The organism is Nocardia sp. NPDC055165, from assembly GCF_053606985.1.
This window is the reverse complement of the sequence record NZ_JBSGSS010000007.1, coordinates 262396-278634: the sequence shown is the minus strand read 5'-3', so window position 1 is coordinate 278634 and position 16239 is coordinate 262396. Positions and strand designations below refer to the sequence as shown.

The 16239-nt window shown below is 69.5% G+C and carries 4 protein-coding genes; all 4 read left to right on the top strand.

The genetic code is table 11. From position 1 onward, the window contains the following. Positions 1-87: 87 nt before the first annotated feature. From ACWFRF_RS17200 to ACWFRF_RS17185, 4 genes are read left to right on the top strand one after another with little or no spacing between them, the layout of a single operon-like run. Positions 88-13614: an amino acid adenylation domain-containing protein gene (locus ACWFRF_RS17200; protein WP_452450837.1), complete on the top strand. Its 13527-nt coding sequence runs from the start codon at positions 88-90 to the stop codon at positions 13612-13614. After that, a complete protein-coding gene (locus ACWFRF_RS17195) occupies positions 13611-14621 on the top strand; it encodes an ATP-binding cassette domain-containing protein (RefSeq protein WP_378633221.1) in 1011 nt (336 codons plus the stop codon). Before ACWFRF_RS17200 ends, ACWFRF_RS17195 begins: the two co-directional genes overlap by 4 nt. After that, positions 14618-15436, top strand: coding sequence for an ABC transporter permease (locus ACWFRF_RS17190; RefSeq protein ID WP_378991522.1), 819 nt, complete (start codon positions 14618-14620; stop codon positions 15434-15436). The genes ACWFRF_RS17195 and ACWFRF_RS17190 overlap by 4 nt, the downstream gene beginning before the upstream one ends. Next, entirely contained in the window at positions 15436-16224 is a 789-nt protein-coding gene (locus tag ACWFRF_RS17185; protein ID WP_378991521.1) for an ABC transporter permease, read from the top strand. Before ACWFRF_RS17190 ends, ACWFRF_RS17185 begins: the two co-directional genes overlap by 1 nt. Positions 16225-16239 lie beyond the last annotated feature (15 nt).

The following is a 16239-nucleotide window of genomic DNA, read 5'->3' as shown; positions in this document are numbered from 1 at the left end:
GGCGGGTACTACCTACCAGGTAGCTACCCGACGGTCGGGAACCAGAGGTGAACGCCCAGCTCCAGACATGAGAACGCAGGTTCGCTCATGATCCAGTCCTCTTCGCATGCGTCGGATGCCGTCGCACCCGAAGGCCCTTTTCCCTTGTCGGCCGCCCAGCGCGGCATCTGGTTCGCCCAGCACATCGCGGGCGATACCCCCATCTCCATCGCCCAGTACGTGGAGCTGTCCGGCGCGGTCGACCTCGCGCTGCTGATCGACGCGGTCCAGCGGACCGGTCGTGAGTTCGGTACCGGCTATCTGCGGCTGGTCGATATCGACGGCCACCCCCATCAGGTCGTCGATCTGACCCTCGACGACGACGTGGCCGAACTGGACCTACGTGACCGCCCCGACCCGGAAGCGGCCGCGCACGCGTGGATGCGCGCCGAGTACACCGCACCACTGGATGTGATGCACGACCGATTAGTCCGCATCGCCCTGCTGCGTGTCGCCGAGGATCGCTGGTTCTGGTACGCGCGCATGCACCACATCGTTCTGGATGGGATGGGCGCGCTGGCGCTGGTTCAGCGCGTCGGCGAGCTCTACAACGCCGCCTTCGAGGGCCGTGAGCCGCCGGCCACCAAGGCCGAGCCGTTGCAGAAGATCGTCGATGCCGATCTGGCCTACCGCACCTCCGGCCGTTTCACCACCGACCGTGACTACTGGCGCGAGCACCTGGCCGCGCTGGCGGATCCGGTGACGCTCGCCGGCCGCGACGCCGAGGTCGACGCCCACCCCAACCGGGTATCGGGCGCGCTACCCGCGGAGACCGGTGCCCTGCTGGATTCGGTTGCGGCATCGGTGAACTCGGGTGTCGCGCCGACCGTGGTCGCGGCCTTCGGCGCCTATCTCGCCGCGATGACCGGCGCGCCGGAAGTGGTGCTGAGCCTGCCGGTCTCCGCACGGACCTCGGCGACCCTGCGTCGTTCGGGCGGCATGCTCGCCAATGTCGTGCCGCTGCGCGTGCGCCTCGATCCCACCACCGCCGTCGGGGCGGCGATTCTCGCCGTGCAGAGCGAGCTGACCGGCGCGTTGCGACGCCAGCGCTACCGCCAGGAGGACATCGTCCGTGATCTCGGCTGGGCGATGGACGAGGCGGCGTCGTTCGGCCCCGCCGTGAATCTCATGATGGTGGACACCAAGATCGCGTTGGGCCCGGTCGTCGGGCGGCTCCACGTGCTCACCTCCGGCCTGATCGACGACCTGTTCGTCAACCTGTACCCGGGCGTCGGCGGCGAGAGCACCCACATCGACCTGCAAGGCAACGCGAACCTGTACAGCGACGCCGACCTGGCGGGCCATCACGAGCGATTCCTGCTGTTCCTGCATCGGTTCCTCGTCGCCGGGCCGGACGCCCCGCTGTCGACGGTGCCCGTTCTCTCGGATGCCGAGCAGGCGGCCTCGGTGCCCGCGCGCGGCCCGGCCGGCGTCGCGACGCGCACCCTGCCCGAGATCCTCGCGGCGGGCGCCGCGCTCGACCCGGACGCGGTGGCGCTGCGCTGGGGTACCGACGACACACTGAGCTATCGCGAGGTCGACGACTACACCAATCGCCTGGCCCGCCTGCTGATCGCCGCCGGCGCGGGGCCTGAACACGCGGTAGCGCTGTCGATTCCGCGGTCCGCGGAGTCCGTGCTCGCAACCGTCGCGGTGGCCAAGACCGGTGCGCCGTTCGTGCCCATCGATCCGACCTACCCCGACGATCGCATCGAGCACATGATCGACGACAGCGGGGTGGTCACCGGCTTGACGGTCGACGAGGCGCGAAAGTCGCTGCCCGACAAGGTCGATTGGCTCTCGCTGGACGACGCGGCGATCACCGCCGAACTCGCCACCCATGACCCCGCGCCGATCACCGATGCCGACCGCACGGCCGCGATCGCGGCGGATCAGGTCGCCTACGTCATCTATACCTCCGGGTCGACCGGTCTGCCCAAGGGCGTGCTGGTCTCGCATCGCGGCCTGGCGAACCTCGCGGCGAGTTCGGGGGCCGGGTTCGGGGTCGAGCCGGACTCCGTGGTCGCCCACGCGGTCTCGCCGAGCTTCGACATCTCGGTCGAGGAGATCGTGGTGACGCTGGCCGCCGGTGCCACCCTCGCGGTGGTCCCGCCGTCGGCCTACGCGGGTGAGGCCATGGCGCACGTGCTGCGCACCCACCGCGTCACCCACCTCAATGTCACCCCGGCGGTTGTCGGTTCACTCGACCCGGTGACGCTGCCCGACCTGCGCACGATCGTGGTCGGCGGTGACGCGTGCCCGCCGGAACTGGTGGCGAAATGGGCCGGGCGCTCGCTGATCAACGGGTACGGGCCCACCGAAACGACCATCACCACCACCCTGAGCGAACCGCTGGTGCCCGGCGCCCCGGTGACGATCGGCAGCCTGGTCGGTGGCGTCTGCGGCCTGGTCCTGGACCCGTGGCTGCGCCCGGTACCGGCGGGCACCGTGGGTGAGCTGTACCTCGCGGGCCCCGGCGTCGCGCGCGGCTACCACCGGCGCAGCGGCTTGACCGCGAGCCGGTTCGTGGCGAACCCGCACGCACCCGGCGACCGGATGTATCGCACCGGCGATCTGGTGCGCTGGACCGACGCCGAGGGCCGCGTCACCCTGGAATACCAGGGGCGCAGCGACTTCCAGGTGAAGGTGCGCGGCTACCGGATCGAACTCGGCGAGATCGATGCCGCGTTGCAGCGGCTACCCGAGATCGACTTCGCGATCACACTCGGTGCCGAGTCGCCGACCGGCGCGACCGCGCTCGTCGCCTATGTCACGGCCGAGCCGGGTGCCGAGGTCCATCCAGAAGCGGTGAAAGCCGCTGTCGGCGAAACGCTTCCGGCCTATATGGTGCCCGCCGTGGTGATGGTGCTCGACCGGGTGCCGCTGACCCCGCTCGGCAAGGTGGACCGTAAGGCATTGCCCGCACCGGACTTCGGTGCGCGCACCGTCGCGAGCCGGGCTCCGTCCACGCCGCGCGAGGAAGCGTTGGCAGCCCTCTTCGCCGAGGTGCTCGGACTCGGCACCGTCGGTGTCGACGACAGTTTCTTCGCACTCGGTGGCGACAGCATCGTGTCGATCCAGCTGGTCTCGCGGGCGAAGGCCGCCGGTATCTCGTTCAGCGCCCGTGATGTCTTCGAACGCAAGACGGTCGCCGCGCTGGCCGCTGTCGCCGACGACACCCAGGTACCGGTGGTGGACGAGCTGCCCGGCGGCGGGGTCGGCGCGGTGGAGCTCACCCCGATCGTGCACGCGATGGTCGAGCACCCGGACACCTGGGGGCGCTACGGGCAGGCCGTCCTGATCGGGCTGCCCGACGGTTTCGACCGTCCGCGGCTCGCGGCGGCGCTCCAGGTGCTGCTCGACCAGCACGATCTCCTCCGCTCGTCGCTGCGACCGACGGCCGACGGCTGGGAATGGGTGGTGGCCGAGCCCGGTGCGGTCGACGCCGAGGATCTGATCGAGGTGACCCGGGCCGACACCGAGGACGCGGTCGAGCGCGCCTTGCAGAACGCCGCGGACCTACTCGATCCCCCCGCGGGTGTCGTCGCCCGGTTCGTGTTGGTCGAACGCGCCGACGCCGCCCCACTGTGCTGGCTGGTCCTGCATCACCTGGTCACCGACGGTGTCTCCTGGCGAATCCTGTTGCCTGACTTGGCGACCGCGTCCTTCGGCGGCACGCTCGACCCGGTCGGCACCTCCTTCCGCCGCTGGGCGCACAGCCAGCCCGAGAACGCCGCGACACGTCTCGACGAACTGCCGATCTGGCAGCGAATCCTGGCCACACCCGACCCGCCGTTCGCCCGCACCGACCGTCGCAGTGCCGACCGCGCGACGACCACCTCGACTCTTTCCGATCGGTCCGGCGACACGGCCCAGACCGCTGCGCCGGCTACCGCCTCCGAGCTGTCCGACCCGGTAGCGGAGACCGCCTGCGCCTTCGACCCCGCCCTCGACGTGGTCGCCACGATGGCGCAGTGGCAGTCGACGGTGCCTTCGGACGTCGCAGAGACCGTCTTGCACGGCGTGCCCGAGCAGTTCCATTGCGGCGCCGACGATGTGCTGCTGGCCGCGCTCGCCATGGCCGTGTGCCGATGGCGCGACCGCACCGGCGCGCTGCTGACGCTGGAGGGCCACGGCCGCGACGAATCCCTGCTACCCGGCGCCGATGTCGCGCGCACGGTCGGCTGGTTCACCAGCGTGTACCCGGTCGCGCTCGACCTGACCGGGATCGATCTCGGCGACGCGTTCGCCGGCGGCCGTGCGGCGGGTTCGGCGATCAAGGCCGCCAAGGAGCAGTTGCGGTCGGTCCCCGATCGCGGCGTGGGCTTCGGCTTGCTCCGCTATCTGAACGACGAGTCCGCCGCGGCACTGGCCGGCGCGCCGACACCCCAGCTGAGCTTCAACTATCTCGGCAGGGCGGTGACCGGCGACGATCCCTGGGTTCCGCGATGTTTCGCCGCGACCAACGACGACCGAGCCCCACTGGCCGCCGTCGTCGATATCAACGCGGTGCTGACCGATGCCGGGCTGGAAGTCACCTGGGCCTACGCGAGCAGACTGCTCGACGAGGCCGACGTGCGCGCGTTGGCCGAGCTGTGGTCGCAGGCCCTGCGCGCACTCGTCACCCATGCCGCGACCGGCGACGCGGGTGGCCGCACCCCCTCGGATTTCGCGCTCGTCACGGTCGATCAGCCGCAGATCGAGCGCTGGGAGCACACCTACCCGGCGCTCACCGACGTCTGGCCGCTCTCGCCGCTGCAATACGGCCTGCTCTTCCACGCGCTCTACGACTCCGACACCGCCGACGGTTACACGGTCCAATCACTGCTCACCCTCGCGGGCACGGTCGACGCCACCCGGCTGCGCGGTGCCGCACAGGCGCTCGTCGATCGGCACGAGAACCTGCGTGTGGCCTTCGTCGAGACCGACGACGGCCCGCGTCAGCTCGTCCTGTCCGCCGCCGAGATCCGCTGGGAAGAAGTAGATCTCACCGAGATCGCCGACGAAGACCAGCGAGCTCGCGAGCTCGACCGAGTGATCGAACTCGACGCGCTGACCCGCTTCGACCTGACCCGGCCCCCGTTGCTCCGCTTCACCCTGGTCAGGACCGGCGCGGAAACGTTGCGGCTCGTCATGACCAATCACCATCTGGTGCTGGACGGTTGGTCGACGCCGCTGCTGGTGCGCGAGCTGCTCACCCTGTACGTCACCGCGGGCGACACGTCGATGTTGCCGCCCGCCCCGTCCTACCGCGACTTCCTGTCCTGGCTCGGAGACCAGGATGCGGAGGCGTCGCTGTCGGCGTGGAAACAGGCCATGGCCGGGATCGACACGCCGACCCGCGCCGTCCCCACCCTCGTCGGCATCGAGTCGACCGAGACCGCGATGCTCTCGCACGATCTGTCCTCCGCCACGGTCGCGGTACTCGAATCCGCGGCCAGAGAAGCGGGTGCGACCGTGAACACGCTGGTCCAGGCCGGTTGGTCGCTACTGCTGGCCATGCTCACCGGTCGCACCGATGTGGTGTTCGGCGCCACGGTGTCCGGTCGGCCGCCGGAGCTGCCCGGTGTCGAGGAGATGGTCGGGCTGTTCATCAACACCGTCCCGGTGCGGGTGACGCTGGATCCGTCGGAAAAGGTCCGTGACCTGCTTGCTCGCGTGCAGGCAGAGCAGGCGCGGCTCATGGACCACCAGCACGTCGGCCTCGCCGCCATCCACCGCGTGGTCGGGCTGGCCGAATTGTTCGACACGCTCACCGTTTTCGAGTCCTACCCCATCGATCGGGAGGCGCTGTCGCAGGCCCTGGACATCGCGGGCATGCGGGTGCTCGATGTCGAGGGCACCGACGCGACGCCGTACCCGTTGAACCTCATGGTGATTCCGCAGCGCGGCGAGGCCGGTGCGGGCGACGCCCTGCGCATCACGGTGAAGTTCATGGCCGATCAGCTGGAACCCACTGCGGCACAGATACTCCTGGACCGGTTCGTCCGGGTGCTCACCCAACTCGCCGAGAATCCGCACACCCTGGTTTCGCAACTGCGAAATTGCAGCGACGCCGAACTGGCCACGCTGGCACCGGTGCACGGGCCACCGCCCTTGCCGATGCGCACGCTGCCCGACATCCTCACCGCAGGCGCGCGCATCGATCCCGACGCGATCGCGGTCAGCTCGGGCGAGCTGCGAATGAGTTACGGCGACCTCGACGCCTGGTCCAACCGGTTCGCCCGGGTCCTGCTCCGCCGCGGGATCGGGCCCGAGATCTTCGTCGTGCTCGCGCTCACCCGCTCGCTGGAATCGGTGGTCGCCGTGTGGGCACTGGCCAAGACGGGGGCGGCCTTCGTCCCGCTGGATCCGAGCTATCCGGTGGAGCGGATCGAGCACATGCTCACCGATTCGAAGGCCCCGATCGGCGTCACCGTGACGGCTACCGGCGAAGACCTGCCCGGGTCCATCGACTGGCTGCTGCTCGACGACCTGAACACCATGCGCCGCGCCATGCTGGTCTCGGACGCGCCGATCACCGACGCCGAACGCGGCGGCCCGCTCGATATCGACCACACGGCCTACCTGATCTACACCTCCGGTTCCACCGGCAAGCCCAAGGCGGTTCTCCTCAGCCATCGCGGCATCGCGAATCTCGTTGCCGCCCAGCGCGAAACCCTGGCGCTCGACCCGACCGCCAGCGCACTCCAGGTCGCCTCCCCCAGCTTCGACGCCTCGGTCTTCGAGATGCTGACCGCGCACGCGGCGGGTGGACGCCTGGTGGTCTCACCGCCGGAGGTCTACGGCGGCGGTGAGCTCGAGACGCTGCTGCGCACCGAGCGGGTCACCCACGCGGTGATCACCCCGTCGGCGCTGGCGACGATGGAGCCCACCGATCTCACCGAGCTGCGGGTGCTGTCGGTGGCCGGTGAGGCGGCCACCCCCGAGCTCATCGAGAAGTGGGCCGCGGGCAGGCGGATGGTGAATCTGTACGGCCCCACCGAGTTCAGCATCTGGGCAACCGGTCCCGCCGAACTGTTCCCCGGCGAACCGGTCACGATCGGCGGACCGATTCGCGGTGCGGCACTGGTGGTGCTGGACAGCTGGTTGCGTCCGGTGCCGGTCGGCATCGCCGGTGAGCTGTATCTGGCCGGGCCCGCGCTGGCGCGCGGCTACTTCAACCGGTTCGAGATGACCGCGAGCCGGTTCGTCGCCAACCCGTTCGGCGTCGCCGGGGAACGGATGTACCGGACCGGCGACATGGTGCGCTGGGTCACGGGCGAGAACGCCGCGCTCACCCTGGAATATCTGGGCCGCAGCGACTTCCAGGTGAAGATTCGCGGCCTGCGGATCGAACTCGGCGAGATCGACGCGGTGCTCTCGCGCGACGCCGAGGTCGACTACGCGGTGACGATCGGACGCGAAGGACCGGCGGGCGCCACCGTGCTCGTGTCCTACGTGCTCGCCGTGCCCGATGTCGCACTCGACACCGAACGGTTGCGCGCTCAGGTCGCGGCGGAACTGCCGGGATACATGGTGCCCGCCTATATCGTCGTCCTGGACGATATCCCGCTCACTCCGGTCGGCAAACTGGACCGCAAAGCCCTGCCGATACCGGACTTCTCGGCTACCCAGCAGTCCTACCTCGCACCGCGCACACCGATCGAACACGCCGTCGCCGCGGTGTTCGCCGATGTCCTCGGCAGCGAACGGGTGAGCGTCGACCAGTCCTTCTTCGAACTCGGCGGCAACTCGCTGAGCGCGACGAAGGTTGTCGCCCGGGTCAATTCGGCGCTCGGCTCCACCATCGCGCTGCGTGATCTCTTCGACGCGCCGAGCGTCGCCCAACTGTCGGCGCGGGTCGTCCCCGCCGCCGAGGGCAGTCCTGGCCTGCCCGCGCTGGCTCCCCGCCTGCGCCCGGACCGCATCCCCCTGTCCCCCGCCCAGCAGCGTATGTGGGTGCTCAATCAACTCGACCCCGACTCGTCGGCCTACAACATCGCGATCGCCCTGCGCCTCACCGGAACCCTCGATGTGGAAGCCATGCGCCGCGCTCTCGCCGACGTGGTCGAACGACAGGAGAGCCTGCGCACCCGCTATCCCGCCGACGCCGAGGGCCCGCGTCAGGTCGTCGTCGGCATCGACACCGCGGTTCCGTCGATGCCGCTGATCGACACCGAAGACGGCGCGCCACTGCGTGAGCAGATCAACGAACTGGCAGGCACCGGCTTCGACCTCACCCGTCAGGCACCACTGCGTGTCGGCCTGTTCCGCCTCAACAGTCACCCAGCCCAGACCGGACCCCGCAATGCCTATCGATCCGAAGACCCTGTGTCAGTGCATGTCATCGTCCTCGTCGTACACCACATCAGCGCCGACGGCGCATCGATGGCCCCCCTGGCGGCGGACCTGGTCGCCGCCTACTCGGCGCGGGTGTCGGGTACAGCACCCACGCAGCCGCCGCTCACGGTGCAGTACGCGGACTTCGCGCTGTGGCATCGAGAGCTTCTCGGCAGCGCGACAGATTCGGAGTCCGTGGCAGCACAGCAGATCCGGTATTGGCGCGAAACACTCGCGGGCGCACCGGATGCGCTGGAACTGCCCACCGATCGCCCCCGTCCGGCGGTGCAGACCATGAGCAGCGACGATATCGACTTCACCGTCGACGAACAGACCCACCGTGCGCTGATCGACTTCGCCGCCGCGAACAATGTCAGCGTCTTCATGGTCGTCCACGCCGCCCTCGCGGTGCTGCTGGCCCGGCTCGCCGGGACCGGCGATGTCGTCATCGGCACGCCGATCGCGGGTCGCGGTGCGGCCGCGCTGGACGATCTCGTCGGCATGTTCGTCAACACCCTCGCCCTGCGCACGCCGGTCGACCCCGGCACCGGCTTCCGGCAGCTGCTCGCCACCGTCCGCGACACCGACCTCGATGCCTTCGGCCACGCCGACGTACCGTTCGAGCAGCTCGTCGCGACACTCGACCCCACCCGGTCGACCGCCCATCACCCGCTGTTCCAAATGTCGCTGTCGCTGCAGAACTTCATCGAACCGGTGCTCGAACTGCCCGGGCTGCGTTTCGAGGTCGAGGACTTCGACCGCCGCTCCTCGGCCTTCGACCTCACCCTGGACCTGCGCGAACGGTTCGACGAGACCGGCCCGGCGGGCATCGACGGCGTCCTCACCTACGCGACAGATCTGTTCGACGCCGCCACCGTCACCTCGTTCGCGACCCGATGGCGGCAGGTGCTCGCCACCGTCCTCACCGACATCGACATCCGCCTCGCCGATATCGACCTCCTCGCCGAATCCGAACGCGCGGAACTCGTCCCGGTCCACGGCCTCGCTACCGCGGGCACGACGACCTTGGCCGACCTGCTCACCGCCACCGCGGCGACCTTCCCCGACCGACCAGCCCTGGTTGCCGGCACTGCGACGGCCACCGCGACCCGGGCCACCGGCTCCATCTCCCCGACCGAGCCCACCTCCGCCGACGCCGCGGCACAACCCACGCAGGTATCCGACACGATCACCTACGGTGCGCTGCACGCCCGGTCTAATCAGTTGGCCAGGTTGCTCATCGAGGCGGGAGCGCACACGGAATCTGTGGTAGCCCTCGGTCTCCCCCGGTGTGTCGAGCTCCACGTCGGCATCTGGGCCGCGGCGAAGGTGGGCGCGGCGTTCCTGCCGGTGGACCCGAAACATCCGGCGGACCGCATCGACCACATGCTCTCCGATTCCGGCGCGCGAGTCGGGATCACCCTCGCCGCATACCGGCCGCAGCTGTCCGACACCACCCACTGGCTGATCCTCGACGACCCCGCCTTCGCCACCCGCGTGGGCGCCACCGACGACGCGGACCTCGCCCCCGCGGAACTGCCGGTTCCGATCAGGGTCGAGAACCCGGCCTGGATGATCTACACCTCCGGCTCCACCGGCACCCCGAAGGGCGTCACCGTCACCCATCGCGGCTTGGCCGACCTGGTCGCCTCCCAGCGCACCGACCTCGCCCTCGACGAACACGCCCGGGTGATGCAGGTGGCCTCGCCGAGCTTCGACGCGTCGATCTTCGAGGCACTCATGGCCTTCGGCTGCGGCGGCGCCTCGGTGATCGCCCCGCCGGATGTCTTCGGCGGCGCCCCCCTCGCGGAACTGATCGCCGCCGAGCAGGTCAGCCACATGGTGATCACGCCGTCGGCACTGGCCACCATCGATCCCGCCGACGTGTCGAGCCTGCGGGTGCTCGCGGTCGCGGGTGAGGCGGTCGGCCCCGATCTCGTCGCGCGCTGGTGCGGCGGCGCCGGCGGGCGGACGATGGTCAACCTGTACGGCCCGACCGAATACACCATCTGGGCAACAGGTTCCGCGCCGTTGTCCGCTGCGGAGCCGGTGACCATCGGCGCTCCCGTTCGCGGTGCGTCCGCACTCGTCCTCGACGACCGCCTGCGCCCGGTACCCGTCGGCGTCGCGGGTGAGCTGTACCTCGCGGGCACCGCGCTCGCGCGGTGCTACCACGCGCGGCCGAGCTTGACGGCAGCCCGATTCATCGCCGACCCCTTCGGCCTGCCCGGCGAATGCCTCTATCGCACCGGTGATCTGGTCCGGTGGACTCGCACGAACACCCCGGTACACAGTGTCGGCGCCACTCGGTCCGACAGCCCTGCCCTGTCCGAGAACCCCGCTGGTACGTCTCCAGGATTGGCGCTGGAATACCTCGGCCGCACCGACTTCCAGGTCAAGGTGCGCGGCCAGCGCATCGAGCTCGGCGAGATCGATGCGGTGCTCGGCGCCGTCGACGGTGTCGATCTCGCTGTGACGCTGGGTGTTCCGGGTCCCACCGGTGCCACCGCCCTGGCCGCCTACCTGGTGCGCATGCCCGGCGCCGAACTCGACATCGCACATATCCGCGCCCTCGCCGCCGACACGCTCCCCGCGTACATGGTGCCCGCCGCTTTCGTGGTGCTGGACGAGATCCCCATCAACGCGGTCGGCAAACTCGACCGAAAAGCACTGCCGGAGCCGGTGTTCGTCACCGACGACACCCCGTACCGCGCACCGGAGACGCCGACCGAGCTGGTACTCGCCGAGGTCTACGCCGAACTGCTCGGTCGCGCACGGGTCGGCATCGACGACTCCTTCTTCGCCCTCGGCGGCGACAGTATCCTGGCCATCCAGCTCGTCACCCAGGCGAAGCTGCGCGGCGTGCACTGCACGCCGTTGCAGGTCTTCGAACACCGCACGGTGGCGGCGCTCGGTGCGGCCGTCGATGCCGCCGAGACGGTGGAAGCGCTGGCCGAACTGCCCGGTGGTGGCACCGGTGACCTGCCGCTGACACCGATCGTGCGCTACATGGTCGAACGCGGCGGCGACTTCGACCGGTTCGCCCAAACCGCGGTGCTGGAACTGCCAGTCGGCATCGAACGCGCGCAACTCGTCGCCACTGTCTCGGCCGTGATCGACCGGCACGACATGCTGCGAGCCCGCCTGTGGGCAGCCGAGGACGGCTGGCGGCTGCGCGTGGCCGACCCCGGTTCGATCGAGGTCGACGCACTGGTGCACCGCACGGCCTTCGACGCCGCCATCGACCCGATCGAGCTGCGCGAATACGCCCAGACCGAGCTCGACTCCGCGATGAACCGACTGAATCCGGCGGACGGGGTCGTCCTGCAGTTCGTGTGGCTGGATCCGGTCGGCGACGCCGGCGCGCACACCGGGCCCGGACGCCTGATCATCGTCGCGCACCATCTCGCGATCGACAGCGTGTCGTGGCGAATCCTGGTGCAGGACTTGATCGCCGCCTGGGCCCAGGTATCGGCGGGCGCCACCCCGACCCTCCCGGATATCGGCACCTCGATGCGGCGCTGGTCGCACGCCATGACCGAGCAGGCCCGTTCCGAGCGGCGCCGCGCCGAACTCCCGTACTGGCAAGCGGTGGTGCACGGCCCCGACCCGCTGCTCGGCGCCCGTCACCTCGATCCCGGCACCGATCAGGGCCAGACCGTCCGCCGCCTCGACATCGAGGTCGACGACAACACCACCACAGCGCTGCTCACCACCCTGCCCCGCCTGTTCCAGGGCAGTGTCACCGACGCGCTGTTCGCCACCCTGGCCGTGGCGCTGGTGCGCTGGCGTGCGCGCAGAGGCGTGGACGAGCCCTCGGCGCTGCTGCGTCTGGAAGGCCATGGCAGACAGGAAGAAGTCGTGCCCGGCGCCGATCTGTCGCGGACCATCGGCTGGTTCACCAACCTGTACCCGGTGCGCCTCGATCTCGCCGACATCGACATCGACGACGCGCTGGCGGGCGGCCCCGCCATGGGCGCGGCCATCCGCCGGGTCAAGCACGATCTGCTCGCGGTGCCCGACAAGGGCATCGGATTCAGCCTGCTGCGCTACCTGAATCCCGAAGCAGCCGAGCATCTTCCGACCCGGCTCCCCGGCCAGATCTGTGTGAACTACCTGGGCAGGCACACCTCGGTCGACACACCGCCCGGCCTGGAAGGTCTCGGCTGGCTACCCACCGACGCGCTCGGTGAGCTCGAGGCGGCCGAGCATCCGGAGGTGCCGATCATGTCGCCGATCGATATCAACGCCATGGTCGTCGGCAACCGGCTACAGGCCGACTTCGGTTACGCGGCACAGCTGCTGGATCGTGCGGACGTCGCCGAACTCGCGCAGCTCTGGGTCGAGGCACTCGACGCGGCGGCGCGATTCGCCGAAACCCCCGCGGCCCAGCTCGCTTCGGCCGACGAAGCCGCGGCCATGACCGCCCGCGCGGCAGCGGTCGCGGAGCCCGGACCGACCGGACTCGGTCTCGACGTGCTGCTACCGATCCGCCCCGACGGCGATCGACCTGCGCTGTTCTGCGTCCACTCCTCCTCCGGAATGTCGTGGAGCTACCTGGGGTTCGCCGAACAGCTCCGGCCGGGCCGCCCGATCTACGGGCTCCAAGCACCCGACCTCAGCGGCCGTGAACCCTCCGCTCGTTCCATCGAGGAATTCGCGCAGCGCTATGTGCGCGAGATCCGCGCGGTGCAGCCGAGCGGCCCCTATCACCTGCTCGGCTGGTCCTTCGGCGGACTCATCGCCCAGGCCATGGCGGTGCAACTGCAGGCGGCGGGCGAGCAGGTCGGCGTCGTGGCACTGCTGGACACCGATACCGCCGACATCGACGGCGACACCATCGAGCGCCTGTCGCCGGGCGCCTTCATCAACACCTTCGGCGCCATCTTCGGCATCGACGACGTGCCCGCCGAATCGACCGCCGAACAAGCGGCCGAGCTCATCACCGCCCGGCTCGGCGGGGTCGAGCTCATCGACGCGGCCACGATCGAGCGCATGGCGGGCTCCTACAACGCCTCCGCCGGCACCCGGACCGGATATCAGCGCCCGGTCTACCACGGCGACGTCGTCTATTTCCGCGCCACGGTCGATCCCGCCGAATGGATGGGCCCCGACGGCTGGCGGCCCTACGTCACCGGCGACATCACCGACCACGACGTCGACGTGACCCACGACGACATGACCAATCCCTACGCACTGTCGATCATCTCGCCACTGCTCGATGACCACTTGGAAGCAGGAGACCGGATATGAGCGTCGAACACACTCTCGTGCAGAGCAACCCGCGCACCGGCGGCGTCGTGGTCGAAGGAATCGAGAAGTCCTTCGGCGACGTGCACGCGCTGCGCGGCGTCGATTTCGAGGCCGCCCCCGGTGAGGTGCTCGGCATCCTCGGCCCCAACGGCGCGGGCAAGACGACGATGGTGAACATCCTGTCCACCCTCGTCACGCCCGACAGCGGGCGGGCGGTGGTCGCAGGCCACGACGTCGTCGCCGACCCCGCCGCGGTGCGCAAACGCATCATGCTCACCGGGCAGTACGCCGCGCTCGACGACATGCTCAGCGGCTACGAGAACCTCGTCATGTTCGGCAGGCTGATGGGGCTGCGCAAACCGGCGGCGCAGGTCAGGGCCAGGGAACTACTCGGCGAATTCGATCTGGAGAAGGCGGCGAATCGGCGTGTCGGCACCTATTCGGGCGGCATGCGGCGCCGCATCGACATCGCGTGCGGTCTCGTGGTACGACCCGATGTCGTCTTCCTCGACGAACCGACCACCGGCCTCGATCCCCGCAGCAGACAGGGCGTCTGGGATCTGGTGCGCAGCTTCAAGACCGCGGGGATCACCACCCTGCTCACCACTCAGTATCTGGAGGAGGCCGACGCGCTCAGCGACCAGATCATCGTGATCGACCACGGCGTGGTGATCGCCTCCGGCACCGCCGACGAGCTGAAACACCGCACCGGCGGAAGCTACTGCGAGATCGTGCCGCTGGATCTGGAAGGGCTACCCACCATCGTCGCCGCGCTCGGCTCGCTGCTTCCCGCGGAGAACCTGGCCGCGCTCACTCCCGAATCGGATCGCATCACCATCCCCGCGCCCGACGGTGCCAAGACACTCGCCGAGGCCCTGCGGCGACTCGACAACGCCTCGGTCGAACTCGTCGACATCGCGCTGCGCAGGCCCTCGCTCGACGATGTGTTCCTGCAGCTCACCGGTCACCTCGCCTCGACCGAGGACGAATCGGCGGCCACCCCATGACCGCCATCACCTGGAACACCTCCGTGCGCGCGACACCGGAGACGGTGCAGCAGTGGTGGGTCCTGAGCACCCGGCTGATCGTGCCCTCGATCAAAACCGGCGAGTTCCTCGCCTCGGTGCTCGCGCCCGCGGCCTTCACGGCCAGCTTCTACATCCCGCTGAAAACGGTGATGACGTTCTCCGGCAACGGTTTCAGCAGTTACGCCCAATACATGATGCCGCTGGTGATCCTGCAGGCCGCCGCGTTCACCGCCATCTCGGCGGCGTTCCGCTCGGCCACCGATTCCGTGGCGGGCCTCAACCGCCGCTTCGGCGCGATGCCGCTGCGCCCGCTGGTTCCGGTCGCGGCGCGGATGTCGGCCAACCTGTTCCGGCTGCTGATCGCGCTGGCCGCGGGGATCGCCGCGGGCTATGTGATCGGCTTCCGATTCCGGCTCGACGCCGCGCACACCCTCGGCTATCTGGCATTCTCGGTACTCATCGGACTCGCGTTCACCCTCGGCGCGGATGTGATCGGCACGCTGTCCAAGAGCCCCGAAGCCACCTCACAGGCGCTGCTGCTGCCCCCGTTGATCTTCGGCATGCTCTCGACCGGTCTCGCACCGGCGAGCCAGTTCCCGGAGTGGATCCAGTGGTTCGTGCGCAATCAACCGGTCTCCCAGTTCGCGATCGTGTTGCGCGCGCTGGCCGGTGACACCAAGGGCAACGCCGGGACGGTGACCTGGTCGCTGGTGACCCCGTCGCTGCTCTGGCTGGCCGCGATGCTGGCGATCTGCGCACCGGTGGCCATCCGGCTGAGTTCCAGGAGGGCCTGATGGCAGAACACTCGGAGACCTCGGCGGTGTCGCTGCTGCGGCACACACTGATCCAGACCGAGCGGCTGCTGGTGCGCTGGGCACGCAACCCGGTCACGCTGCTCGAGACCCTGCTCATCCCGTGTCTGCTGCTGGTGATGCTCAACATCGTGGTGGGCGGTCAGATCGAGAAGTTCACCGGCGACGATGCCCTCTACGGCTCGGTGCCGATGGTCGCCCTCGTCGGCGCGCTGTCCGGCGCCGTCGCGAGCGGCGTGCTGCTCGGGCGTGAACGCGACGCGGGTCTGCTGGCCAGATTCTGGGTGCTGCCCGTGCATCGTGCGTCGGGCCTGATCTCGCGCATCCTCGCCGAGGGCTGCCGGATCCTGCTCGGCACCGTGACGGTGCTGATCGTCGGCTACCTGCTCGGCTTCCGCTTCCACCACGGTCCACTGGCCGGCCTGGTATTCCTGGCGATCCCCGTGGTGTTCGGCCTCGCCTTCGCCACCATGGTCACCGCCGTCGCCGTCTACAGCGCGAAGGCCTCACTGGTCGAGGGCATCACGATCCTGGCCTCGCTGATGATGTTCTTCAGCACCGGATTCGTGCCGCTCGTCGCCTTCCCGACCTGGATTCAGCCGGTGGTGCGCTACCAGCCGATGTCGGTGGCCGTCGACGCGATGCGCGGACTGTCCGACAAGGGTCCCATCGCCGTACCCCTGCTGCTCACCCTCGCCTGGTCCGGCGCCGCGCTCCTGGTGTTCGCCGTGCCCGCCGCCGTCGGCTTCCGGCGCGCGAGCCGCCGGTAGCTCGGCCCGCGGCAT